Source organism: Deltaproteobacteria bacterium, assembly GCA_016709225.1.
Lineage (GTDB): Bacteria > Myxococcota_A > Polyangia > Nannocystales > Nannocystaceae > Xiheibacterium > Xiheibacterium phototrophicum.
Genome location: JADJEE010000001.1, coordinates 2,342,074 through 2,367,275 on the forward strand (window position 1 = coordinate 2,342,074; position 25,202 = coordinate 2,367,275).

General features: G+C 71.6%; 21 protein-coding genes. 5 read left to right on the forward strand and 16 right to left on the reverse strand.

The genetic code is table 11. The annotated features are described in order from the left end of the window. Positions 1-47 precede the first annotated feature (47 nt). Positions 48-1,046, forward strand: a complete 999-nt coding sequence (locus tag IPH07_09485; GenBank protein ID MBK6917619.1) for a hypothetical protein — start codon at positions 48-50, stop codon at positions 1,044-1,046. A gap of 27 nt (positions 1,047-1,073) precedes the next feature. Here IPH07_09485 and IPH07_09490 read toward each other — a convergent pair whose 3' ends face one another. After that, positions 1,074-3,278 carry a protein kinase gene (locus tag IPH07_09490; GenBank protein ID MBK6917620.1) on the reverse strand — a complete coding sequence of 735 codons (2,205 nt, stop codon included), beginning with the start codon at positions 3,276-3,278 and terminating at the stop codon, positions 1,074-1,076. Between the two features lie 91 nt (positions 3,279-3,369). Here IPH07_09490 and IPH07_09495 point away from each other — a divergent pair, with 91 nt between their 5' ends. The 4 genes from IPH07_09495 (at position 3,370) to IPH07_09510 (ending at position 9,481) form a co-directional block, all read left to right on the forward strand. Then, entirely contained in the window at positions 3,370-3,957 is a 588-nt protein-coding gene (locus IPH07_09495) for an FHA domain-containing protein (GenBank protein ID MBK6917621.1), read from the forward strand. A gap of 85 nt (positions 3,958-4,042) precedes the next feature. After that, positions 4,043-5,506, forward strand: coding sequence for a right-handed parallel beta-helix repeat-containing protein (locus tag IPH07_09500; GenBank protein MBK6917622.1), 1,464 nt, complete (start codon positions 4,043-4,045; stop codon positions 5,504-5,506). Between the two features lie 127 nt (positions 5,507-5,633). Further along, a complete protein-coding gene (thiC, locus tag IPH07_09505) occupies positions 5,634-7,316 on the forward strand; it encodes a phosphomethylpyrimidine synthase ThiC (GenBank protein ID MBK6917623.1) in 1,683 nt (560 codons plus the stop codon). A 71-nt stretch (positions 7,317-7,387) separates the two neighbouring features. Continuing rightward, positions 7,388-9,481 carry a sulfatase-like hydrolase/transferase gene (locus IPH07_09510; protein MBK6917624.1) on the forward strand — a complete coding sequence of 698 codons (2,094 nt, stop codon included), beginning with the start codon at positions 7,388-7,390 and terminating at the stop codon, positions 9,479-9,481. Positions 9,482-9,661: 180 nt separating this feature from the next. Here the strand turns inward: IPH07_09510 and IPH07_09515 are convergent, their stop codons facing one another. From IPH07_09515 to IPH07_09585, 15 genes are read right to left on the reverse strand one after another with little or no spacing between them, the layout of a single operon-like run. Beyond that, a complete protein-coding gene (locus IPH07_09515) occupies positions 9,662-11,080 on the reverse strand; it encodes an alkaline phosphatase family protein (protein ID MBK6917625.1) in 1,419 nt (472 codons plus the stop codon). 47 nt (positions 11,081-11,127) lie between these two features. Then, entirely contained in the window at positions 11,128-12,264 is a 1,137-nt protein-coding gene (locus IPH07_09520; GenBank protein MBK6917626.1) for a hypothetical protein, read from the reverse strand. Positions 12,265-12,302: 38 nt separating this feature from the next. Continuing rightward, on the reverse strand, positions 12,303-12,839 hold the full coding sequence (locus IPH07_09525; protein MBK6917627.1) for a hypothetical protein: 537 nt from the start codon (positions 12,837-12,839) through the stop codon (positions 12,303-12,305). Beyond that, on the reverse strand, positions 12,836-13,981 hold the full coding sequence (locus tag IPH07_09530) for a hypothetical protein (protein MBK6917628.1): 1,146 nt from the start codon (positions 13,979-13,981) through the stop codon (positions 12,836-12,838). Before IPH07_09530 ends, IPH07_09525 begins: the two co-directional genes overlap by 4 nt. Positions 13,982-14,035: 54 nt before the next feature. After that, complete coding sequence (locus tag IPH07_09535; GenBank protein MBK6917629.1) at positions 14,036-14,743, reverse strand: 16S rRNA (uracil(1498)-N(3))-methyltransferase; 708 nt, start codon at positions 14,741-14,743, stop codon at positions 14,036-14,038. Further along, the gene (lnt, locus tag IPH07_09540; protein ID MBK6917630.1) at positions 14,740-16,365 is read right to left on the reverse strand and encodes an apolipoprotein N-acyltransferase; all 1,626 of its coding nucleotides are present in this window, start codon (positions 16,363-16,365) and stop codon (positions 14,740-14,742) included. Before lnt ends, IPH07_09535 begins: the two co-directional genes overlap by 4 nt. Next, a complete protein-coding gene (locus IPH07_09545) occupies positions 16,355-16,708 on the reverse strand; it encodes a cytochrome c (GenBank protein ID MBK6917631.1) in 354 nt (117 codons plus the stop codon). The genes lnt and IPH07_09545 overlap by 11 nt, the downstream gene beginning before the upstream one ends. Further along, on the reverse strand, positions 16,705-17,601 hold the full coding sequence (locus IPH07_09550) for a formamidopyrimidine-DNA glycosylase (GenBank protein MBK6917632.1): 897 nt from the start codon (positions 17,599-17,601) through the stop codon (positions 16,705-16,707). Before IPH07_09550 ends, IPH07_09545 begins: the two co-directional genes overlap by 4 nt. 30 nt (positions 17,602-17,631) lie before the next feature. Then, positions 17,632-19,104: a type II secretion system protein GspN gene (gene gspN / locus IPH07_09555; GenBank protein ID MBK6917633.1), complete on the reverse strand. Its 1,473-nt coding sequence runs from the start codon at positions 19,102-19,104 to the stop codon at positions 17,632-17,634. Further along, positions 19,101-19,691, reverse strand: a complete 591-nt coding sequence (locus IPH07_09560; protein MBK6917634.1) for a hypothetical protein — start codon at positions 19,689-19,691, stop codon at positions 19,101-19,103. Before IPH07_09560 ends, gspN begins: the two co-directional genes overlap by 4 nt. Positions 19,692-19,694: 3 nt before the next feature. Beyond that, positions 19,695-21,533, reverse strand: coding sequence for a pilus assembly protein PilM (gene pilM, locus IPH07_09565; GenBank protein MBK6917635.1), 1,839 nt, complete (start codon positions 21,531-21,533; stop codon positions 19,695-19,697). Positions 21,534-21,545: 12 nt separating this feature from the next. Beyond that, complete coding sequence (locus tag IPH07_09570; protein ID MBK6917636.1) at positions 21,546-22,922, reverse strand: general secretion pathway protein GspK; 1,377 nt, start codon at positions 22,920-22,922, stop codon at positions 21,546-21,548. Continuing rightward, positions 22,922-23,611, reverse strand: a complete 690-nt coding sequence (locus IPH07_09575) for a prepilin-type N-terminal cleavage/methylation domain-containing protein (protein ID MBK6917637.1) — start codon at positions 23,609-23,611, stop codon at positions 22,922-22,924. Before IPH07_09575 ends, IPH07_09570 begins: the two co-directional genes overlap by 1 nt. After that, positions 23,608-24,378, reverse strand: a complete 771-nt coding sequence (locus IPH07_09580; GenBank protein MBK6917638.1) for a prepilin-type N-terminal cleavage/methylation domain-containing protein — start codon at positions 24,376-24,378, stop codon at positions 23,608-23,610. Before IPH07_09580 ends, IPH07_09575 begins: the two co-directional genes overlap by 4 nt. After that, complete coding sequence (locus IPH07_09585; GenBank protein ID MBK6917639.1) at positions 24,375-25,199, reverse strand: prepilin-type N-terminal cleavage/methylation domain-containing protein; 825 nt, start codon at positions 25,197-25,199, stop codon at positions 24,375-24,377. The genes IPH07_09580 and IPH07_09585 overlap by 4 nt, the downstream gene beginning before the upstream one ends. Positions 25,200-25,202 lie beyond the last annotated feature (3 nt).

The window sequence follows — 25,202 nt, forward strand, 5'->3', positions numbered from 1 at the left end:
TAGCACAGCGGCCCCACGCAGCCGCCGTGTTACCTTCGATCGCGAAGGTGCCGAGTCTCGCCCCGTGCCTGCTCGCGGTCGTGCTGGTCGATGCCGGCGTGCCCGCATCGCCGACGCCGGCGGATGCACGCGTGGTGCTGCAGCCGACCGCGGTGACGGGCGAGCTGCCCGAGCGACTGCGTGAGGCGATCGACGCGGCGCTGCTCGACGGCCTGGCCCGCGCCGGCTTCGAGCCGCAGCGCAGCGAGGCGAAGCGATGCGACGACGGTCGCTGCCGCGCAGCCCTTGTCGACTCGCGCGGCGCCACCTTCGTCATCGATCTCGACGTGCAGGTGCTGCCCGACGGCGACCACACCGTGCAGCTGCGGGCGTGGGCCGGCGACGGCGACACGCCGGTCGCGACCGCGGGCGGACGCTGCGGCCTGTGCGGCTTCGAGGAGCTGGTCGAGTTCACCGCGGCCAAGGCCGCGTCGCTGGGCCAGACCCTCGAGAACAGCGCCCAGGCGGCACCTCAGCTGATCATCGACGGCACCCCGCGCGCCGCGATGCTCGAGCTCGACGGTCAGCCCCGCGGGGTCGGCCCGCAGACCCTCACGGTCGCGCCCGGTGCCCATGTGCTGGTGATCCGCAGCCCGGGCTTCGTCCCACGCGAGCTCGAGCTCGACGCCCCCGCCGGGACCTCACGGGCGGTCACCTATGAGCTCGTGCGCGCGGCCCCGTCACCGACGGAGCGACGGGCACAGGCGCAGCGGCGACGACGGACCGTCGCGGGAGCGAGCACCATCGCGATCGGGATCGCCGGCGTCGCCGCGGGCGCGGCGTTGCTCGTGCTCGACGGCCGCCCTTACCGCAGCGACTGCCAGGCCGACGCCAACGGCGAGTGCCGCTTCCTCTACGGCACGCGCACCGGCGGCGCGGTGGCGGTCGCGATCGGCGCGGCCGCGATCGCGGTGGGCGTGACGTTGTGCGTGCTCGGTCGCAACGATCGCCGCGCCGCGCCGCGCCGCTCGCGGGCGCAGCTGCGCGGCGCTGCGCTGTGGTTCTGAGTTGCGGATGAAGGAGCGGCCGCGGGCTCACGGCGGCGTCGCCTCGCCGAGCGCCGCTCGCACGCGCACCAACCCCTGCTTGGCCGCGCTCGAGCCCAGCTCGACCGCGCGCTCGTAGGCGCTGCGGGCCTCGTCGTAGCGGAACATCTTGAAGTGCGCGTCGCCCAGCAACGCGTGCGCGCTGGCCGAGCGCGGCGACAGCTCGATCGCACGCTTCGCCAGCGCGGCCATGTCCTTGAACTCGCGACGGTTGAAGTGCACCCGCGCGAGCCCCAGCAGTGCGCCCACACTGCCGGGATCCTGCTTGAGCGCGCGCCGGAAGCTTCGCTCGGCCTCCGCGAGCTCACCGCGACGCAGCGCCGCGTCGCCGGCATCGACCGCGGCGCGGGCGACCGCGGGGTCGCGGGGCGCCGCACTCGGCACGGCCGCCGGCGTTGGCGTCGGTGCTGCGGCCGACGGTGGCGCCCCCGCAAGCACCGCGGGTGTCGGCGGCGACACGACCGCGGCCGACGACGCCGCAGCGGCCGCCCGCGGTGGCGCGGTGGGTGCCGCCGCCGGTGCGACCGCCTCGAGCCGCGCGGCCGTGCTCGCCGCACCCCGACGACGATCGAGCACGCGCGCGACTCGCTTGGCGCGCGCGGTCTCGTCGTCGGTCGCCAGCGCGCTCAAGGCCTCGGCAGCGATCAGCTCCGACGGGCTGAAGTCGCGCGTCGCCGCCCGATCGCGCAGCGACGCGAGCTCACCGGGGGTGAGCTCGACCGCCTCGCGCAGCGCCTCGCGGCCGGGGTCGAACACCAGCGCCGCACCGTAGAAGTCCGACGCGAACGGGCGCCCGCCGGGCCGCGCCGCGTAGGTGTCGCCGAGCCGCGCGAGCGCGTCGGCGAGCTCGGTGCGCAGCTCACCCGCACGCGCGCGCGCGTCCTCGGCCACGGGCCCGGTCATGGCCTCGAGCTCGAGCACCTTGGCGAACGCGGTGGCCGCGTCGGGATCGTCGGCGGGCGGGTAGACGTAGTGGCCCAGCGCCGCCGCGGCGCGGGCCTCGTCGGCGAGCTGCGCCACGGCGTCGCGCTCGATCGCGGTCGGCTCGGGCCGCAGCAGGATCGCTGCGGCCGCGACCGCGGCCGACGACAACGGCAGCGCGATCGCCAGTCCGGTCAGCCAGCGCCGTCGCCGTCGCCGATCGTGCTGCAGCGCCGTCAGCATCGCGCGCATCTCGGGCAGCCGCTGCTCGGGGTCCGGCGCGAGCCCCTGCAACACCACGCGGTGCAGCCACGGCGGGACCTCGCGGCGCGGGCGGTCGCGGCTGCGCAGGCCCGCGCGGACCAGCTCGACGTGACGCTCGAGGGTGTCGGCGACGAACGGACGACGGCCGTAGAGCGCCTCGTACAGCGACACGCAGAACGCGAACTGGTCGGAGCGCGGGCTCGCCACGCCGCCGTCGAACAGCTCCGGGGCCATGTACGGCGGCGTGCCCATCAGCGTGCCATGCTCGGTCACCGCGCGACCGAGCAGCGAGCTCGACGCGGTCCCCACGTCGGTGCCGTCGGTCGCGTCCGCGAGCTCGCCGTCGACACGCCGCGACAACCCGAAGTCGAGCACGACCACCCGACCACCCGGCTCGATCATCACGTTGGCGGGCTTGAAGTCGCGGTGCACGAGCCCGGCGTCGTGGGCCGCGATGAGCCCCTGCCCGGCCTGCAGGAAGACCTCGCGGATCTCCGTCCAGCTGCGCGGCGCGTCGCCGAGCCAGCGCCGCAGCGTGCCGCCCTCGACGAACTCCATCGCGATGAAGACGCGATCGTCCTCGCAGCCGACGTCGTGCACGACCACGACGTTGGGGTGGCGCAGCCGCGCCATCGCCTGGCCCTCGCGCAGCATCCGCGTCGCGGCGTCGCCGGCCGCGAGCTCGAGCTCGCCGGCCGCACGCAAGACCTTGATCGCGACCCGCCGATCGAGCTCGGGATCGTAGGCCGCGAACACGTCGCCCAGGCCGCCCGAACCGACCGGCCCGAGCAGCACGTAGCGACCCAGCATCGCACCACGGGCCAGGCGACCGGAGCTGGCCGCGCGCGCACGCACGCCGAGCGTCGGCGCGTCCTCGTCGGCTCCGGCCCGCAGCGCGACGGTTGGCGACTGTTCGGGATCGGCCGTGGCCACCACCGGAGTCGCGGGCGCCCGTGCGAACACCGGCGTGGCATCCGAGGGTGATGACGATTGCGGACCACTCGACATCGCAGACGACCGAGCGTCCAAGTGTGGCACAGCCGGGGCCGTCGCCCGCAGATCGCCGCCGCGCTTTTGATACCCTGCAGCTGCCGCCGCCGTGGACGACTCGACCACACCCGTCGCGCCCAACCGCCAGGCCGCGCCACCGCGACGCCCGGCGCTGGTCGGTCGCAGCGAGCCGGTCGCGGCGCTGGTGGTGACGCTCGCCGGGCAGCTCGAGGCCGGCCGCGAGGCCGAGCTGGGGCTGCACCTGCCGATCGAGGGGGTTTCGCGGCGCCACGCGGTGTTCGAGGTCGACGCCCGCGGCGAGGTGGTCGTGCGCGATCTCGGCTCCACCAACGGCACGCTGGTGGACGGCGTGCCGGTCGAGTCGACGACACTGCGCGGGGGCGAGCTGATCCAGCTCGGCGCGGCCGAGTTCGAGTTCGTGCGGGCGACCGCCGCCGAACTGCAGCAGCTCGAGTCGATCGCCCGGGCGCGGGCCGCGATCGCCCAGCTCAGCCCCCGCGAGCGCGAGGTCGCGGCACTGGTGGCCGACGGGTTGCGTTCGCAGGAGATCGCGACGCGGCTGCACATCAGCCTGCGCACCGTGAACACCCACCTCGAGCACATCTACGAGCGCCTCGACGTGCGCTCACGTCTGCTGCTCGCGCGGCTGCTCGGCGAGGCCATGCGCAGCCGCTGACGCATCGGCAGAACTTCCGATGGCCCCCGGCGGCGGCGCTGGCCTAAAGTGTTGGCCTCCGTCCCCCTCGCGAAAGGCCCTGACCATGCTGCGCCGCCTCGTGCCGCCCGCGATCGCCCAGCTGGCGCTCGTTCCGATGCTCGCCCACGCCGACACCCTGCAGGTCGGCAGCGACAAGCCCTACACGACCATCGCCGCCGCAGTGCAGGCGGCCGCGCCCGGCGACGTGATCGAGATCGATCCCGGGGACTATGTCGACGACATCGTCGTGATCGACGCCGGCGACATCACCCTGCGCGGGGTCGGAGACGCCCGTGCGCACGTGTCGTCGACCAGCAACATCGGCAACGGCAAGGGCATCATCCTCATCAACGCCGGCGCGCAGGCGGTCACGATCGAGCACCTCGAGTTCTCCGGGGCCACGGTCGCCGACAACAACGGCGCGGGCATTCGCATGCAGGGCACCGCCCTGGTGGTCCGCGACTGCCACTTCCACGACAACCAAAACGGCATCCTCGGTGGCGAGGACGCGACCGTCGAGATCTACGACTCGGAGTTCGACCACAACGGCAACCCCGGCTCCGGCCAGGAACACAACGTGTACATCGGCACCGCGACCTCGCTGGTGTTCCAGGGCAACTACAGCCACCACGCTTACTCGGGGCACACCCTCAAGTCGCGCGCGCAGGTGAACCACATCCTCTACAACCGGCTCATGGACGAGCAGGACGGCACCAGCTCGTACCTCGTCGATCTGCCCCAGGGCGGCCTGTCGATCCTGGTCGGCAACCTGATCGAGCAGGGCCCGATGGCCGAGAACCACGGCACCATCGTCAACTACAAGGGTGAAGGCGGCACCAACGACGACCTGCGGCTCTTCATGGTGAACAACACCATCGTCAACGACAACGCCGCGGCGCCGGGCTTCGTCGTCGTCCACGTGGCCGACGAGGTGGTGCTGCGCAACAACCTCTTCGTCGGCGCGGGCACCACGCTGCAGATCGACGGCGGCACCAGCCCGGTGGTGACCGACGAGGGCAACCTGCAGACCGACATGCCCGGGCTCGTCGACCAAGCCGGCTTCGACTATCACCTCGCCGACGGATCGCCGGCGATCGACGCCGGTGTCGCGCCCGGCAGCGCCGACGGCTTCGATCTCACGGCGTCGCTGCACTACCTCCATCCCGCGGCGACCGAGCCGCGGCCCGCGGTCGACGCGATCGACATCGGCGCCTACGAGTTCGGCATGGGCCCGCCGGTCGGCGAGAGCGGCAGCGAGGGCGGTGCGGACTCCGGCACCGGTGATCCCACCGATGGCACCGGCGACACCGCAGGCACCGGTGGCAGTGCGAGCGCCTCGGGCGGATCTGCCACGGCCGGCGGATCCGCCGATGGCAGCGAGAGCGGATCGGGCGATGGCTCGGCCGGCGGCTCCGACGACGGCGACGGTGGTGGCTGCGGCTGCACCCACCGCGATGCGCCCCCGCACGCCGCGCTCGCGGGGCTGGTGCTGCTCGTGGGCGCTCGGCGCCGACGCATGCGGCGCTGACCGAGTTCGGGTATCGTCCCCCACCCCGGGCGCGACGCCGCCCGAGGTGCCAGGCCACGCCACGAGAAGGGCCCGCAGTCACGCGGGGCCGCACCGCGAGCGATGACCGATGGGGAGAGGATCCGACATGACCAGCGACTCGAGACCCGGACGGCTGCGCATCGCCGACCCGAACGTGCGCGACGTGCAACCGCTACCGCCGGTCAGCGAGACCTTCCCGAACTCGACCCGCGTGAGCGAGGGCGAGCTCGGGGTTCCGTTCCGCGAGATCAGCCTCGCCGGTGGCGAGCCGCCGCTGCGGGTCTACGACACCACTGGCCCCGAGAACCCCGATCCGCGCAAGGGCCTGCCACCGCGCCGCGCGGCGTGGCTCGAGCCGCGCCTGGCGGCGTCCGACGGCAACGTCTCGCAGATGCACTACGCGCGCGCGGGTGTCATCACCGAGGAGATGCGCTTCTGTGCGATCCGCGAGCGCGTGACGCCGGAGTTCGTGCGCGACGAGGTCGCGGCCGGTCGCGCGATCATCCCCGCCAACGTGCGACACCGCGAGCTCGAGCCGATGATCATCGGCAAGAAGTTCCTGGTGAAGGTCAACGCCAACATCGGCAACTCCGCGGTCGGCTCGTCGATCGAAGAAGAGGTCGAGAAGCTGCAGTGGGCGATCCGCTGGGGCGCCGACACGGTCATGGACCTGTCGACCGGCAAGGACATCCACCAGACCCGCGAGTGGATCCTGCGCAACGCGCCGGTGCCGATCGGCACGGTGCCGATCTACCAGGCGCTCGAGAAGGTCAAGGGCAAGGTCGAGGACCTCTCGATCGACGTGTTCATGGACACGCTGGCCGAACAGGCCGAGCAGGGCGTGGACTACTTCACCATCCACGCCGGCGTGCTGCTGCGATACGTGCCGCTGACCGCCAGGCGCGTCACCGGCATCGTCTCACGCGGCGGCTCGATCATGGCCAAGTGGTGCCTGCACCACCACCGCGAGAACTTCTTGTTCACCGAGTTCGAGCGCATCTGCGAGCTCATGAAGAAGTACGACATCTCGTTCTCGCTGGGCGACGGCCTGCGACCGGGATCGATCGCCGACGCCAACGACGAGGCCCAGTTCGCCGAGCTGCGCACGCTCGGTCAGCTCACCGAGGTCGCGTGGCGCCACGACGTGCAGGTGATGATCGAGGGCCCCGGCCACGTGCCGATGCACAAGATCAAGGAGAACATGGACCTCGAGGACGAGCTGTGCCACGAGGCACCGTTCTACACGCTCGGGCCCCTCACGACCGACATCGCGCCCGGCTACGATCACATCACCTCGGCGATCGGTGCCGCGATGATCGGCTCGTTCGGCTGCTCGATGCTCTGCTACGTGACGCCCAAGGAGCACCTCGGGCTGCCCGACAAGCACGACGTGCGCGAGGGCGTGATCACGTACAAGATCGCCGCCCACGCCGCCGACCTGGCCAAGGGCCACCCCGGCGCGCAGGACCGCGACAACGCGCTGTCCAAGGCACGCTTCGAGTTCCGCTGGCACGACCAGTTCAACCTCGCGCTCGACCCGGTGCGGGCGCGCGAGTTCCACGACGAGACGCTGCCCGCGGAGCCGGCCAAGACCGCCCACTTCTGCTCGATGTGCGGCCCGCACTTCTGCTCGATGAAGCTCACCGCCGACGTGCGTGCGCTGGCCGACGAGGCCGCGGTCGCACAGGGCCTCGCGGAGAAGGCCGCGGAGTTCCGCGCCCACGGGGGTGAGCTGTACCTGCCGGCCGTCGCCGGCCACGACCCAGCGCCCGCCGAAGCCACCGATTGAGCGCGACGCCACAGACACCGCACCTGCTGGCACCGGGCGACGTCGCCATCGGTGTGGTGGGTGCTTGTCTCGTGGCGCCGTTCGAACTGTGGTTGCTGCGCGACGGTGGGCTCGGCACGGTCGCGACGATCGCCGCGCTGCTGCTGGCCGGCGGCACGCTGTGCGGCATCGTGATCGCACTGGTCGAGTCGTTGCTGCGCGCACGCGCGATGCCGGCGTGGGCACGCGCCGGCCTGCGAGCGCTGCCGAGCCTGCTGGCGACGGTCCCGACCTCGCGCCACCTCTTCGAGGGTGCGTTCGCGCAGACCCTGCCGGGCGCCGCGTGGGCGCCGGTGCTGCTGCCAGTGGTGCTGTGGGCCGCGCTGGCGGTCGCGATCGGGCTCGGCACGTGGCTGCACGCCAAGCGCGGCGGCGCCTGGCTGCTGGCCGTGGGGTTGCTGCTCACCGCAGTGGCGATCGACGTCGTCACGCGCCGGGTCAAGCGCAGCGAGTACCCCGACGTGCACACGTTCCTGCTGGTGGTCGAGTGCGTGGTCGCAGGCCTCGGCGCCGCGATCGCGCTGCGCCGCGTGGGCGCGTGGCCGAGCCGTCGACCGCTGTGGATCCACGGCGGCCGCGTGTGGCTGGTGGTGATCGACGTCGGCTTGGTCGCGTGCCTCACCCGTGGGCTCGCCACGCAGGAGCAGCGCGTGACGGTCGCGACCACCGGCATGCATGGCCGCATGCTGGTGCGCCTATGTCGCTCGGTGTTCGACCTCGATCGCGACGAGTACTCCGCGGTGCTCGGCGGCGGCGACTGCAACGACCTCGACGCCGCGGTGAATCCCGGCGTCGCCGAGCTGCCCGACAACGGCATCGACGACAACTGCGACGGTGTCAGCGGGCTGCCGCCCGAGGCCCAGGCCATCGTGCAGGCCAACACCGAGCACCACGAGCAGCTGGTGGCGTGGCGCGAGCGGCCCGAGGTCATCGCGCAGCTGAAGGCCGCGCGGGGCTTCAACGTGGTCCTCATCGCGGTCGACACCCTGCGTGCCGACGTACTCGCCGACACGCCCGAGAACCGTGCGGCGCTGCCGAACTTCTTCGCGCTGTTCGACGCCTCGCGCCGCTTCGAGCGCACCTTCGCGCCGGCGGCCGGCACCGATCTGTCGATGTCGGGCGTGCTGACCGGGCAGATCGACCCCTTCGCCACCGCCGCGCCGACCCTCGCGGAGGCGATGCACGCCGCTGGCCGCCGCACCCACGCGGTGATCCCCAGCGAGGTCATCCGCTACGTCGGCAAGGCCATGCTCACGCGCGGCCTCGACGGCTACGACCGCATCGTCAACGACATGTACGAGCGCGACGTCGGCAGCTACACCACCGGCGCCCGCACCACCGAGCTCGGCCTGCGATTCCTCGACGGACTCGAGCCCTCGCAGCCGTTCTTCCTGTGGCTGCACTACTTCGACGTCCACGAGCACCACGAGATCAAGACCAACCGCCTGCGCGAGGCGGTCGGCCCCGACGCCGAAGCGGCGACCGACAAGCCCTCGCGCTACCGCCTGCTGGTCCGCGTGGTCGACGATCAGATCGGCGCCGTGATGGCCGCGTTGCGCGAGCGTGGTCTGTGGGACAACACCATCATCGTGCTGGTCAGCGACCACGGCGAAGGCCTCGGCGAGGATCCGCGCCTGCCCGACAACCACGGCCGCTTCGTCTACAACGCGCTCGTGCACGTGCCCATGTCGATCCGCGTGCCCGGCTTCGCGCCCGCGACGATCGATCGCCCGGTCTCGCTCATCGACGTCCACCCCACGCTCTTCGAGCTCATGGGGCAGCCCGAGCCCGCCGTCGACGGCGAGAGCCTGGTGCCGTACCTCATCGACGGCGCACCGCCCGAGCTCACCCACCGCACGCGCCCGCTGCCGCTGAACGAGACCGACCAGTACGGCGTCATCATGTGGCCCCACAAGCTCATGGTCCGCCGCGACGACAACGTCGCCGAGATCTACGACCTCGCCGCCGACTTCGGTGAGACCCACGACCTCTCGGGCGGCGACCCGACGCTGCTGCAGGCGCTGCACGCCGCCTACGGCACCCTCTCGAGCGTGAACATCGATCGCAGCAGCAAGGGCCGCCGGGCGCGGGACAAGCTCGCCCAGGCCGGCGCCGACGACGAGTGATCGCGCGACCGCCGAGCTAGTACCTCGACACAGCGATTGTGACGGGCCATAACACCGCCCTGACCGCGCCTCGCTGCGTTGCCGCACCTTGAAATACGCCCGGTATTCCGGCGGCACGGCGCCTTGCGGAGTCGCGGCCATGACGGCGTTCTGACCCATCACAATCCCTGTGTCGAGGTACTAGCGGGCGGTCGCCGACCGCGGCCGCCGCCCCCACGCGATCCCCTGCCCGATCGCGACCGCGAGCGCGCCGCCGGCCGTGATCGTGAACAGCACCGAGCACCACGCGGTCCAGGTCGGCACGAGCGGCGGTGGACCGCCGACGAGCGCCGCCGGTACGCCGGCGAGGATCGCCGTCGCGAGCAGTGCCGCGCAGGCCGGCGCGGCCGCGGATGCGAGGCTCCGCGCGTCGCGAGGGCGTGCGCTCCAAGTGAGCAGCCACAGCAGGCCCGGGGTCGCAGCGAGCAGGACGTCGCGGCCGAGCGGTGGGTAGACGACGGGGTTCGAGAGCGTGATCGCACCGTCGACGAGCCACACCGAGACCGCCGCGAGCGGCAGCCACGGGAGCGCGGGCCGGGCCGAGCCCTGCGCCACGCCGATCATGACGCCCGCGAGCAGCACCGCAAGCGCGGTCACCCACGCCACCGGGCTCGGCCGTGGCAGCGTCTGCGCCACGCGGGGCTCGTCGATCGCGGTCGCGAGTGCGCGACCGGGCGCGTCGGCGTCGGGCTCGAGCCCGAGCATGTCGGCCAACGCGCGGTGCAGATCGACCAGGTGAATCGGTGCGGTCGGCGATGGCACCTGCAGCGGCGCGCCGCCGAAGATGCACGCCCGCACCACGCGGATCTCCGGCTCGGCGCCGCCGTGACCGCCGCCCTCGCGATGGCCGTGATCGGCCAGCACGATCCACCGCGCGTCGGCGGGCGCGGCTGCGAGCCACTCGGCCAGCATCGCGTCGGCCTCACGCGCGGCGTCGTCGTAGGCCTGCGAACCGGCGCCCTCACGGTGACCGGCCTCGTCGATGCGCAGCACGTGCACGAACGCCAGGCGTGCATCGCTGGCGACCGCCGCGGTCGCAGCGGGCACGAACTCTTCGGTGCGCCAGCGCGATCCGACCGGCTCGATGTCGTCGCGACCGAGCGGTGGCAGCGTGGTCGCAAAGCCGAAGCTGTGCACGATGTCGCGGTGCGACTCGCCCACCGCGATCGCATCGTCGACGCGCTGCGGCAGGGCATCGACCGGCGGCGGATCGAGCCGCGGGATCCTGTACAGCACCCCCGATTGCTGCTGCGTGCGGCCGGTCCACAGCACGTGCTGCACCGGGAGCGACACCGTCGGGAAGCCGACATCGACCGCCAGCGTGAGCCCGCCTTCGCACGCCCGGTTCAAGTTCGGCAGGGTCTGCGCGTGGGCCCGCGACAACCCATCGAGCAGCACCACCCGCACGTGGGGCGCCGCGGGCAGCGAGGGCCCGGTGACCTCGCGTTGCCACGGCGCGGCCGCGGGCACGCCGTCGCGGAAGAAGCCCGCGATCAGGGCCCGCCGGCCGAAGTAGGACGCCAGCGCCAGCAGCAGCGCGAGCGCGATGAGCCACGGCATCGACGTGCGGCGCGGCGCGGAGGCGGCGGGTGGAGGCGAAGACACCGTCAGGATCCCCGGGCCCGTAGCAGTGGCTGACGCACCTCCGGCGCGCGGACCTTCCAGATCCAGCCATCGAAGAGGAAGTGCAGCAGCGAGGTCGAGATGTAGTAGACGACGTAGATCGCCTCGTCGCGGACGTCGCGGGCCAGCCAGAACGCCAGCAGCAGCACCGCGACCGGCAGGGGCGCGCGCCACAGCGAGGCGAACACCGCCGCGGCCACGCTGCCGCGCTCACGCTCGTACTTGCGGGCCGCGAAGTGGTGCACGAAGCCGACGTACTCGATCGCGTGCGCGGTGCCGAAGCACAGGTACCCGACGATCGGACCGTGGACGACGAACACCGCCAGCAGCGCCACCGTCGAGCCGACGAAGCTCCACCGCGGCAGCAGCAACGACGGTCGCGCGACCCCGGCGACGTCGGCCCGCACCCACCGCACGGCGACGATCACCGTGAGCACCGCGACGAGCCCCAGCCACAGCGATCCCAACGGTGGACGCAGCACCGGCGCCAGTACCCGCAGCAGGTCGCGCGCGCTGCGATGGCCGCCAAAGCTCGACGTGCGCAGCACCAGCAGCACGCACGCGGTCAGGAGCGCGAGTGACCACAGCAGCAGACGATCGAGGCGCCCCGACGCGACCGTGGGCCGTGGGCCGCGGATCGCATCGAGCTTGGCGGCGTAGATGCGCCCGATGCCGTAGCGCTGCTGCAGCGTGTGCCACACGTTCCACGCGCCCGTGATGACCGCGACTACGAGCCACGGCGAGACCCCGAACACGCGGGTATCGATCGAGGCGCGCGCCAGCGCGACGAGGCCGAACACCACCACCGGCGCCCCGACGTAGGCACGCGCGCGCGCGGCGAAGCTGCGACGGTCGCCGTAGACGAGGATGAACGTGTAGTGGCGATGCACGTAGGTGATCGCCAACGCGATCACCACCGCGGTCGCAAACGCCGAGCGGTGCGCTCCCCGTGGCAGCGCCGGCAGGCCCCAACCCTCGCGGCCGAGCCCGAGCCCGAAGACGCACCACAGGTAGAACGGCACCCAGCCGTACGCCAGCACCGTGGTGTCCCAGAATCCGCCGCGCAGCCAGGGCCGCACGGCCACCGGCGCGGGCTCGGCCGAGGTCACGCTGCGCTCCACGTCGGAGCCAGCATGCCACGGCGTCGCGCGAGCGGGGGTCAGTCCTGTTGCGCCGCCCGGCGGCGCTCCCGTCGGCGGCCGATCGACATCAACACGATGCCGGTGACCAGCGACACCGAGGCTGCGATGCCAGCCCCGATCGCGAGCCGGTTTGCGAGCGCACCCCGGCGCAGCAGGTCGCGGCGACGCTCGAGATCGTCGCGGCCGCGCAGGGGCTGCAGCGCGTCGTCGACCCCTTCGCCCATCGACAGACCGATCACGGTGGCGACCCAGCCGGCGGCGGTCACGGCGATGAACACCGCGCCCACGACCGAGGCCTTGCTGCGCGGCGCCGTGACGAAGCTCGGTGCTGCGTCCGCGACCGGCGTGGCGGCGGGCTGCAGGCGCGGCGGGGGCACGGTCGCACCCGCGACGTCCTCGGCCGGCGGCGAGCCAGGCGCGCTGGTGTCGACATCGTCGCGCTCGGGCCCCGCCACCGCGGTCGGGCCACCGTAGCCGCGGGGATCCGCCGCGCGCACGTCGGCGGCCAGCAAGACGCACGCGAGCCACGTCGCGAGCACACGGGCAGGCCTCATGGGTCGACCTCGAACCGCTGCGGCACACCCTCGCGCAGCGCCAGCAGGTCGAACACCGGCAGCACGCCGAAGCGCACCGCCCAGACCCCGTCGGCGGGCGTCTCGAACAGCGGCACCGCGTCGATCGCTTGCCCCTGCGGCCCGCGCCACAGCCACAGCCCGCGCTCGCTCGAGACCACGAGATCGGTGCTGTCGTCGAAGTCGACGTCGATCGCGGTGACGCCGGTGGGCGCCGCCGCGATCGCCAGCGCACCGAACACCGACAACGAGCCGTCGTCGTCGACGTCGACCAACGTGACCGTGCGGCCCTCGTGATCGAGGGTGAGGAAGTCGCGATGCCCGTCGCCGGTGCGATCCCAGGCGAGCACCGCCCGCGGCCCGCGGCCGACCCCGATGGTGTCGCCCGGCACCAGCGTGGCGCCGTCGCCGATCAGCACCTGCAGCCGGTTGCCGCGGTGATCGACGATCACCAGATCGGCGTGGTCGTCCCCGTCCACGTAGATCGAGGGCCCCAGGTGCACGGCGGTCCCGAGCGAGGGCATCGCGACCGGTGCCGCGTCGCCGACGAGCGGCGCCGCGAAGGCGCCGCCCTCGTCGTCGACGGACACCAGCAGCAGGCCTGCGTCCGTGGGCACCAACGCCAGCTCCATGGTGGTGTGACCGAGGCTGCGCGGCGCCGCGGCGGTGAACGACTCGCCGTCCCGCAGCAGCGCGATCACGCCGTCGCCGACGGCGGCGAGCACGTCGGTGTCGCCGTCGTCGTCGAGGTCCGTCACCACGAACGCCGTGACCTCTGCGAGCGGCAGCGCCTGCGCGGTGAAGGCCGTGCCGGCGGGCCGGATCCACTGCAGCGCGCCTTGATCATCGAGGCCCAGCAGCTCGTCGCGATCGTCGTCGTCGAGGTCGACCACCCGGAGCGACGACAACACCGGCGTGTCGTCGATCGCGATCGCGTCGGCGTAGCAGACCTCGCCGGCCTCGTGGCTGCCGTTGCCGCAGCGCCCACACAGCTCGTGACGACACGCCTGCCGCGGACCGCAATCGGCGGCCTCGCTGCACACCGCACCGATGGTGCCCTCGCCCTGGAAGCAGGCGCCGAGCAGGCCCAGGGCCGCGGCGAGGCGGGTGCGCGAGGTCGTCACCGGCCGCAAAGGTAGCACCGAGCCCGCGCCCAAGGTGGGCTCGCGGCGAGCGCGTCAGACCGCCAGTCGCGCGAGCATGGCGACCACCGCGGTCTCGACCCGCAGCGGCCGAACCCCGAGCGTCACCGCGGTGAAGCCCGCCGCCGTGAACAGCTCGCGCTCGAAGTCCACCCAGCCACCCTCGGGTCCGATCGCGACGATGCTCGGCTCGCGCACGTCGCACGGCACCGGCGTGCGGCCGTCGCCATCGGCGAGCCAGCGTCGCGGGATCGCAGCGTGGGCGAGCTCGTCCTCCACGAACGGTCGCAGGCGCGGGCGCTGCTCGATGCTGGGCGCGACGGTGTCGCGGCCCTGCTCGAGCCCCAGGCGCAGCTGCGCATCGATCTCGTCCGGCAGCAGCGCGGGGCTGCCCCAGTAGCTCTTCTCCACGCGCGCGGCGTTGCACAACACGATGCGACCGACGCCCATGGTCGTCGCGTGCTGCAGCACGCGGCGCAGCACCGGCGGCCGCGGCAGCGCCAACACCAGCGTCACGGGCAGCTTGGGCGGCGGGTCGGCGTCGAGCGTGCATCGCAGCCGCAGGCCGTCATCGTCGAGCGACTCGATCACCGCCCTGCCGATTCGACCCTCGCGCTCGCCGACCTTGAGGATGTCGCCGACGCCCTTGCCCAGCACGCGTCGCACGTGCGCCACCGCATCGCCGACGACGTGCGCGCCACCGTCGGCGTCGACGCTGCCACGCGGCAGCAGCAGCAGGTTCACGCCGCGCTCCGTCGGGCGCGACGTCGCCGCCACAGCGCAGCGGCGGCGCGGCCCAGGACCCACGCCAGGCACAACCACCGCGCCAGCCAGCCGCCCCGCGCGAACACGGTCGGTGCGCTCGCGGTGTTGCGCGCCAGCGCGACCTCGACGAGCAACGACTCCGGCGGGATCGGGTCGCCGATCCTCGGGTCGCGCAGCGGCAGCGAGGCCGCCAGCCGCCCCGTTGCATCGATCGCGCTGGCCGGCCCCGCCGCCACCGAGCGAACCATCGGCACCCGGTGCTCGACCGACCGGAACTGCGCCAGCGCGAGGTGCTCCCACGGCTCGGCGGTGAAGCCGAACCACGTGTCGATGGTGACGTTCACGAACGCATCGATGCCGCCCGGCTGCGCCGCGACCTGCCGCGAGAACTCGATGAAGATGTCCTCGTAGCAGACCACCGGCCCCAGCGCGACCGTGCGCGGCGGCGTGCCCAGGGCCATCTCGAAGCGCGCCGGGCCCTCGCCGGCGTGGTTGTGCGAGATACTCGGGATCTGATCGATGGCCCAGTCGGGATCGATGAGCGGCACGTACTCGCCGAACGGCACCAGGATGTTCTTGTCGAACGCGCCCACGACGTTGCCCTCGCCGTCCATCGCGTACACCGTGTTGTACTCGTAGCGCTCGCCGCGGGTGATGCTGGCGGCGCCGAAGATGGTCGGTGTCTCGTGGACCCGCATCACGCGACGGCTGGGCTCGACGAAATCGCGGACGAACGGGCGGTAGGTGCGGTACGGGAAGGTGCCGGCCTCGGGCCACACGATGAGCTCGGCGCCTTGGTTCTGCAGCTCGAGCGACATGCTCCAAAGGCGCGCCATCTTGTCGAAAGGGTCGTGGGCCAGCAGCGGCGCGTTGGGTTGCACGATGCCGACGTCGAGCTTCGGCGCGCCCGCGAGCTCGCGATCGACGGCGTCCATCCGCAGCTGTCCCAGCCCGAGCGACGCCAGCGGCAGCGCCAGTGCGACGATGCCCTGCTGCACACGCGCCCGTCGATCGCCGGGCATCACCGTGCGCGCAAGCAGCACCCCGGACGCGACCACCTGGGCCTCGCACGCCGCGACGCCGAAGAGCTCGGCGGCCTGCATCCACTGCGGCACCTCGGCGAAGCCGATGACCGGCGTGTACGGGAACACCGCCGGCCACACGGTCGCGAGCGCGACCCACAGCACGCACGGCCACACCCATGCCCAGCGACCGCGCACCGGCGCGTCGCCGAACGCGACCACCCAAAGCCCGAACGGCACCGCAGTCCAGGCCGAGAACGCGAGCTGGCCACACCACGCCACCGCACTCGGTAGGCCGGCGAAGCGCTCGAGCATCTCGCCGAACCATGGGAAGCCGACCAGCCCGACGCACAGCCCACCGAGCCACCCCGCGAAAAAGCGCCGCCCCACGCCGCGCGTGCGCAGCCGCATCGCCGCCCATGCGAGCGGTGCGAAGCCGAGCCAGATGCTCCACACGCTGCCGCCCGGCGGAGCCCCCAGCGCCAGCGCCAGGCTGCCGGTCGACGCGATCGCGAGCACCCACGCGTCGCGGGCCAGCGGCACGTCGCGCACGGTCGCGTGGTCGGCATCAGAGGCCACGGATGAGCTCCACCAACGCCGACACGACCGCCGGCTCACGCTGCAGGTCGGGGTTCGCCGCCATGTTCGAGTCGAGCCCGTAGCGCAGGCCGCCGTCGACGATCACCTGCGCGATGCGGGCATCGTCGACGCTGCCCTGCCAGGTCGCGTCGGCGAAGTTGCGCGGCGCCTTGGGCAACAGCTTGGCGCCGGGGCCATCGCCGCGGCCGGTGGGCCCGTGGCAGTTGGCACAGCGCTCGGACCAGATGGTTGCGGCGCGCTGCCGGGCCGCAGGCGTGACCTCGGCCGACCCACCGCAGCCGCCGAGCACGAGCAGCACCGGCGCGAGCCACCGCGCGATCATCCGCGCCGCTCCTCGAGCTCTTCGAGCGTGCGTGGCCAGTCCTGACCGAGCAGCCGCGACAGCGCGCGATCCGCCAGGCGCTTGCCGTCGGTCTGGCAGCGCGCGCAGTAGTTGGTCTCGCGGTCGGCGTAGACGATGCGCTCGACGGCGGTCTGGCACACCGGGCACGGCTCGCGGAAGCGGCCGTGCACCGCCATGCCCTCGCGGAACGCGGTGACCTTCTCGGGGAAGCCGTCGCCGACCTCGGCACGCAGCTGGTCGGTCCAGCGGTCGAGGGTCGCGCGGGTGGCCTGCCACAGCCGCGCGATCGCGTCGTCGTCGAGCTTCGTGCTCAGCTGCACCGGCGACAGCCTCGCGGCGTGGAGGATCTCGTCCGAGTAGGCGTTGCCGATGCCCGCGATGAGGCGCTGATCGGTGAGCGTGCGCTTGAGGGTGTGGTTCTCGCGGCGCACCGCCGCGGTGAACTCGGCCAGCGTGCACGCCAGCGGCTCGATGCCCAGCGGGCGGAACTCGGCCAGCGCGCCGTCGCCCTTCACGACGTGCAGCGAAGCGCGCTTCTTGGGACCAATCTCGATCACGTGCAGGCTGCCGCGGTCGAAGGTCAGACTCGCGTGCAAGAGCTTGAGGCCGGGGGCCTTGCCGCGCGCGTCCCACTTGAGCCGACCGAGCTTCATCAGGTGCATCACGAGGTGCAGCTCGCCCTCGAGCGAGATGGCGATGCGCTTGCCCAGCCGCGACACCCCCTGCACACGGCAGCCCTGCACCGACTGCCAAGGCGGCGTGACGGTGCGTAGGAAGAAGGGATTGCACAGGCGCAGGACCTCGAGGGTCGCGCCCTTCAGCTTGTCGGCGAGGCGCTCGACGTAGACCGTGATGTCCGGCAGCTCCGGCACCCTTGCAGTCGCAAGAGTATCAGGAAGCGATCACTGCACCGGCTCGCCGATCGGCCCGCCCGAGCCACCGAAGCTGCCATCGGGCGGCAGGATGGTCGGGACCTCCTCGACGTTCTGCTCGCCGGAGTCCGGCGGCGGGGGCTCGACGTTGGGATCGGGCGGGGGCGGCTCCGACGGCGGCGGCTCCGACGGTGGCGGCTCCGAGGGCGGCGCGGTGGTGGCACCACCGGGCGGCGGATCGTTCTCGACGTCGAGTGGGTTGGCGCCGGGCTTGGTCGGCGTCGGCATCGCATCGCCGCCGGTGGGCGGCATCGGCGGGGTCGGCCCGCCGGGCAGCGACGGGCGGGCGTCGATCTCCGCCTTCGCGTCGTCCTTGGCGTCGGTCTCGCCCGGCTTGGGCTTGCCCTTGGCCTCGTCCTTCTTGCGCTTGGCGGCGTCGCGCTTGGCCTGCCGTGCACGCTTCTCGGCCCGCGAGTCGCGGGCGGTCTTGGCCTTGATGCCGCGGAACTTGGGGTTCGAGATGGCGCCGCTCAGCACGTAGCCGAGGCCCTGCTCGGGTGGATCGAGCCGCGACTTGGCGTCGGCGCCCTGGAACACCAGGCGCAGCTTCTCGCTGCGCTGCTGCAGCTTCTCGGTCAGGTTGAGCTTCAAGGTCATGTCGATGCGCGACTTCTGCACCGGGTCCTTGAACTCGATGTCGCCCTCGACCGAGAGCTCGATGTCCTCGCTCTTGGTCTCCATCAGGCCCTCGGTGGTGGCCTTGCCCTTCTCGACCACCATCTTGCCGGTGAAGGTGCCGAGGTCGATCTGCGGGATGACGGTGCCGTCCTTCAAGCCCTTGCTGCCGGGGATGTAGAGCTTGGCCTCGCCGTCACCGATCGAGCACGCCGCGCAGGTGAGCTCGATCGTGCCCGCGGCCTTGGAGAACTTGTTGCCCGGCATCTCGAGCGCGACCTTGAGCGCGAACAGCCCCGACAGCGGGGCGTTGAGGGCCTGGCGCGCCTTGGGCACGTCGTACAGCGGGAGATCGGCGACCTCGATCTGGATCGACGACTGCTCGGCGTCGCGCTCGTAGTGGGCCGTGATGACGCCGTCGACGGCATGGGCCTCGACGTCGATGTCCATGTTGCCGACCAGCAGCGACAGGAACGACACGTCGACGTCGACGGTGGTCAGCAGGAACTTGCCCGGCACCGCGTCGGGTCGCGACGGCTCGAAGGTCCAGGTCACATCCTCGAGCGTGATGTTGCCCAGCAGCGACACCGACACGTCGCGCACGTCGATGATGTAGCCGGCCTTGCGGGCCTCGTGGCCGATGCGCCACGCGATCGCCCGCGTCGGCAGGCACAGCCACGTGAACAACAGGAAGAACGCCAGCGAGATGGCACCCCAGCCGGCGATCGAGCGCAGCCGGCGGGCGAACGCCCGCATGCCGCCCTTGCCGTCGGTGGGCACGTCGCCCTTGGTGAGCGTCAGGCCTGGGAGCTTGAGTCCGATCTTCATGGGCCCTCCTCGGGCAGCTCCGCGCCATCCTCGGGGGCCTCACCCTCGCGACGGAAGCTGATGAGCGTGATGTCGGCGTTCAGCCGATCCTCGGCGGCGCCGAGCGAGCGGATGACCAGGTTCTCGGTCGAGATCAGCTGCCCCGGGCGGCTCTCGAGGAACGTCAGCAGCTTGGTGAGATCCTCGAGCGTGATGCTCTTGGCGTCGAACTTGTAGCTGCACTTGGTGAGCCCCGCACCGACGTCGACCGAGGGCTGCTCCTCCTCGTTGGAGAAGCTGACGTTCTCGACCGCCGCCTTGGCCTCGTCGAGCAGCGTGGCGAACTGCGCACACTCGACCGAGATGGCCTTCTCGCGGGCCTGCTTCTGCTCGATCTTCGACTTGTAGACCGCACCACGGGTGTGCAGGTCGTCGAGTGCGCGGCGATAGCCGTCGATCTCCTTCTCGGTCTCGTCGAGCGCAGTGCCGCGGAAGTACAGCAGCACCACCGTCGCCATCGCGAAGAAGGTCAGCACCAGCACCATCACGTAGGTGCGCTCGCGCGGGGTCATCCGCGACCATGCACCGCCACCGGTTGCGACTGCCATGGGTCAGGTCCCCCCTTCGTCGTCGTCGCCGGCGGCCGCGGAGTCTCCGCTGCCGAGCGAGCTGGCGTAGTAGCAGTTGTTGTCCATGCTCATGTCGAAGGTCTTGAGGTCTTCACCCTTGACCTTGCCCTTCTCGATGTTCGAGAGGCACGCGATGTCGCGCAGCTTGTAGGCGAGTCGAGTCTGCGCCGACGCGCGCTTGGCCTGCAGCCGCAGCTCGATCTTGCGCTCGCGGATGTCGACGTTGAGGAACACCAGCTCATCCGAAGTGACCACGCCCGCCTTGGCGTCGATGGTCTCGGCGGCGGCTTCGGGCGCCGCCGGGGTCGGGGTCGCCGTCGCGGCGGCCTCGCCACCATCGGCGCCGCCCCCCTCGGTGTCACCCGCAGTGGCGCCGTCGTCGGTCTGACCCGGTGGCGGTGGCATCGGCACGCGGCCGTGGTCACTCGGCGTCGCCGCCTGTGCGAGCAACGCGAGCACCTCGAGCGCGCCACGCTGCGCGATGACGGAGGTGACGTCCTGGCCATCGGCCTCGTCGAGCTTCTTCTTCACCTCGGCGGCCGGCACGTCGGCGCCGAGCACCTTGGTGGTGGTCTCGCGCAGCTCCTCGACGTAGGCCTCGCGCTCGGCGTCGAGCGCCTTCACGCGCACGATGGTGTCGAGCGCACCGAAGGCCATGACGGCGACGCCGATCGCGGCCAGCGACGCGATGCGCTCCTGCATCCAGCCGGCGTCGGCCTGCCCGGCGTGGGGATCGTGCAGCTGGATGAGCGGCCGCCTCGCGGCCCCCCACGCGGCTCCGATCGCGACCGCATAGCTGGTGAGATCGCGGCCCTCGACGCCGCGGAGATTGGCCTGCGGCTTCACCCGCCCCTCGCCGCACGGCAGGCCGGTGTGCTCGGTGAGGTACGCCGCCAGCCCGCCCAGGTGCGCACCGCCGCCGGTGGTCACCAGCCGCGTCACCTCGCAGCGGAAGGTCGTGCGCAGCCAGATGCGGGTCTGCTCGATCTCTCGCACCAGCGGCTCGATCGCGGTGGCGATGAGCGTGCCCGCGCGCAGCTGCTCGTCGCTCAGGTGATCGTGGCCGCGATGGGGTACGAAGGCGTCGGCCCGCTTGGCCGCCTCGGCTGCCGCGAGGTCGAGGCCGTAGCCCTTGGCGATCGCCGCGGTGACGTGCCGGCCCGCGCGGCGCACCGATCGCACCGCGATCGGGCCCTTGGCGCCGACCACCAACAACTCGGTGCTGTTGTGCCCGAGGTCGAGTACCAGCGTGACGGCGGTGAGGCCGGGCTCGGCCGCGCCCGCGGGCAACGGTCCGGGCTCGGCCTCGAGCACCTGCGTCAGCGCGGTCGCACCGGAGGTCACCGCGCGCAGGTCCGAGCCGGCGCGCTTGAAGATGGTCGCGAGCTGATCGACCCGCTCGCGCTTGGTCGCGACCATCAGCGCGCGGCCGCTGCCCTGCCCGCTCGGCACCACCACGTGGCTGTATGCGAGCTGGTCGAGCGGCTCGGGGAACTGACCATCGGCCTCGAACGCGATGGTCTGCGCGATGCGCCGCTCCTCCGCGAACGGGAACGTCAGCACGCGGTACGACAGCGTGCCGGGCGGCAGCGCGACCGCAACCGACTCGGACAGCAGACCCTTGGCCCGCAGCCCCTGCAGCGCAGCCTGTAGCGCAGGCAGGTACGGGTCGACGTCGTCGCCCTTGCCCGCCTCGGGCGCCGCGGCCAGCACCGGCTCCTCGAAGGTGTCGACCAGCTGGACCCCGCGCAGCCCCGACGTGACCACCGCCAGCTTCACGCGGTGGGATCCGAGATCGATGCCGACGAACTTGTGCGCCATGGAAGCTCCCGATCAGTCCTCGCGCACGTGCAACCACGCACCCTTGCCCTGGCTCTGCGACCGTGCGTACTGCATGTCGTAGACCGCGGTCAGGCGCTTGTTGACGGCGTTGACGGTGGTGATGACCTCGATGCGGTAGATCCGTTCGGCCGCGACGGTCGCGACCTCCTTCAGCGCACCGTAGTTGTCCTCTTCTGTCTTGGGCGGGTTGACCCGCACCTCGATGCCCTCGGGCACCCGCGGCAGCTGCTGCTGCTGCTGGCTCGACTGGCTGCCGCCGAGCGCGAGCATCGGGTTCATGTACTGGTCGGGCTTGGCGACCAGGTCCTTGAAGTCGTCGAGCTTCTCGAACAGGTTGAACTCACGCATGTCGACCACGTAGTTCGCCAGCGGCATGGTCTTGAGCATGAAGTTCTCACCCTCGGTCTTCCAGCGATCGCTGGCCGACACCGAGTGACGGATGACCAGGGCGATCTGCTCGGCGCTCGCGAAGTTGAGGTTGACCTTGCACGCGCCGTAGACGGTGAGCTCGGGCGAGAACGCCGACATCCAGTCGTCGTCGACGCCGGCGACCAGGTGGAGCTCCTCGAGGCTGTCGAGCCGGGCGTTGCGGGGGAGGTAGGGGTCGAAGAGCTCGCCGTAGCGGTCGTTCTCGGCCGCAGATCCCGAGCGCAGCTTGATGATGTCGAAGCGGCTGCGATCATCGTCGACGTAGTCGGCCATCGCGCGCACGATGTCGGTGCGCGCGTAGTACTGACCGTCGCTCTTCTCCTCCTCGAAGAGCGGGTCGTACAGGGTCGGCGACATCAGGGCCTCGAGGGTCTCGGTCGCGAAGCCGGCGGGGTTGTCCTTCTCGCCGGCCTTGGCCTGCTTGGCGAGACAGTTGACGTTGATCTTGCCGCTCTCGGCCGTGACCCGGTACTCGAAGCTGCCGGTCGTGAGCGCCAGACCCGAGAGCGCGGTGGTGTCGATGCCGACCAGATCGCCCAGGCCCTGCGCACCATCGGCGGTGCCGAACGCGGCCATCAGGTAGGGCGCGACCTGGGTGATGTCCATCGTGCCCATGAAGTCGCGGAACTGGCGCTGGTTGAAGACCATGCGCTGGATCTCGAACAGCAGCAGCGAGAGCTGCATCGCACCGCGCTCGATGTTGCGGGCCGCGACCTCGTCGCGCACGTTGACGGCCGACTGCCAGTCGACCCGCGCCTGGTAGTTGAAGGTGGCGGTGAAGGGCGCGAGCACGGCCAGGCACGCCAACACCAGCAGCACCGCCACGCCCTGCTGGCGATCGCCACCGGCACGGGCACCACGGCCCCCGCGCGCCGCGCTGCGACGGCGCGCCGCGCTGCGACGAAGAGGATCGGGCGTGGTGTCGCGGGGCACGCTCATCAGTCCTTCCCCAGGTCGATCTTCTCTTGCATCGGCAGGGCCGCCTGCGCGGTGAAGGTGACGCGGTCGCTGCCGTCCTTGACCACGAGCTTCATCTTGATGCGCGTGGGCAAGCGATCGGGCTGCATGTCGTTGCGAGTCGTGCGCCACTCGTCGAGCCACTCGCGCTGGCGGTCGTCCCAGTACTTCACGTCGAACTCCTCGACGTCCTCGATCATGACGTAGGCCGGGAAGTACTCGTCGAGCTGGTCGGCCTTGTCACCGGTGAGCCGTCGGCTCTCGCGGCGGAACAGGTGGGTGCGCTGCGGGTCCTGCGGGTCCTTCTCGATGAAGTACTGCAGCACGCACTGGTCGCTCTCGTTGGCGTCCTTGCGCATGCGCAGGTGCGCGAAGGTGGAGAACGTGAGGTCGTCGCGGCTGCTGTTGTCGACGCCGTCGAGCAGGGTGTACTGGCGCACGTCGTCGAGCGGACGGTTGTGCGAGAGGTACGTCATCATCAGCTCGGACTGCATGCGCGTGAGGCCGTTGCGCACGATGGCGTAGCGGTTCTGGATCTCCTCAGTCGCCTGCATGCCGCTCATGGTGCCGCGGAAGCCGCTCCACACCGAGACCACGATCATCGACAGCACCGCCAGCGCGATCATGACCTCGATCAGCGTGATGCCACGCTGGTGGCGACGCCGGCTCACTTGCGACCTCCGGGCAGCGTGCCGCTGGTCGGCGACATGCCGGGCTTGCCGGTGGGGGTCGAGCCCGGGGTCGTGCCGCCCGCACCACCGGGCTTGGTCGGATCCTGGGTGCCGTCCTCGCGGGAGTCGTCGGTCTCGTCGACCTCGCCGCCGGCCTGGGGCAGCTGCATGAGCTGCTTCGGATCGGTCCAGAAGGTCTCGACCGTGAAGTCCTGCTCGATCTTGCCGTCGATCCAGATGACGCGGCACGACGACTTGCGGATCGACTGCTCGATCGCGCCCTTCACGATCGGCCACACCATGCCCATGCCGGCGAAGGCCTGATCGTCGGCGGTCGCCACGTAGGCCGAGGGTCCACCGCCGCCGTCGCCGTCGGTCTCGCCGGCTTGCGCGGCCTGCTGCAGGACGTTGAAATCCGGCACCTCGATGAAGTCGATGAGGCACTCGTAGCGGATGTCGGGCCAGCCCTCCTCGCTGAAGTCGCCGTCGAAGGTCTTGTCGTCGCTGCCCCAGCCGTCGATCTGCAGCTGTGACTCGAGGTCGAGCAGCTTCGACTCGGCCAGGAACGCCGCCACCGACACGTCGCGCGCGTAGCGAGTCGCCCGCATCGCCGCCATCTGCGACGACAACATCGAGGTCAGCGACATCGAGAGGATTGCGACCGCGACCAACACCTCGAGCAGGGTGAAGCCCGCGAACTTGCGCACGCGTCGCCGCCGCGCCTGCACGCGCACCGCTTCGCCCGTGTCGCTGGAGGGGGGCATCATAGGCTCCGTCGCTGGGTCTCCCGGCCCAAGGCGTCCTTCTCGTCGTGGATGTCGTCGGGTAGCTGCAGGTCTTCGAGGCCGTCGACGACCTTGACGCGCCCCGTCAGCGGCTCGACCACGATCGTGTACGCCACGGTGTCGTCGTCGGACGTGATCTGGATGTGGGCCTTCTGCGTGCGCCCGCGCGGGAAGAAGTAGAGGCTGGCCTGGCCCTTGGTGATGGGCTCGAGATCATCGGCGGTGCGCACGTAGGAGACGTGCACGCCCTCGGGCAACGCGACCGGCTTGGTGAGGCCGGTGAGCGTGTTCTCCTCTTCGAAGGCGCCGAACAGCGGCGGCTTGCGGCGCGGCACCTTGCGCGGCTGGGCCTGGTAGACCTCCGCGTCACCGCCACTGCCACCGGCGGCGTCGGGGTCGTCGCGGTAGGCCGCCGACTGCACCGAGCGGTTGAACGACTCCTCCGCCCGCTTGTCGCGATCGGCCCGCTCCTCGAGCTTGCGCTCGTCGACCTGGACGATCTCGCCGTCGCGATTGGTCGCCGGCAGGTACATCGCGTCGTCGCCCTCTTGCAGCGTGAAGCTGCCGTCCTCGAGGTCGATCAGCAGGCGATAGTACGAGCCCGAGACCCGCGCCTTGTCGAAGCCGTAGCGGATGGTGTTGGCGATCTGGTTGGTCGCGCGCCCGACCTCGGCCTGCTTGCCCGCACCGAAGCCGACCACGAGCATCCCGACCATCAGACCCAGCACCGCGAGCACGATGAGGATCTCGATGAGCGTGATGCCGGCCTGGCGGCGGCGGTGCAGTGGCGTGGGGCCGAGCATCGT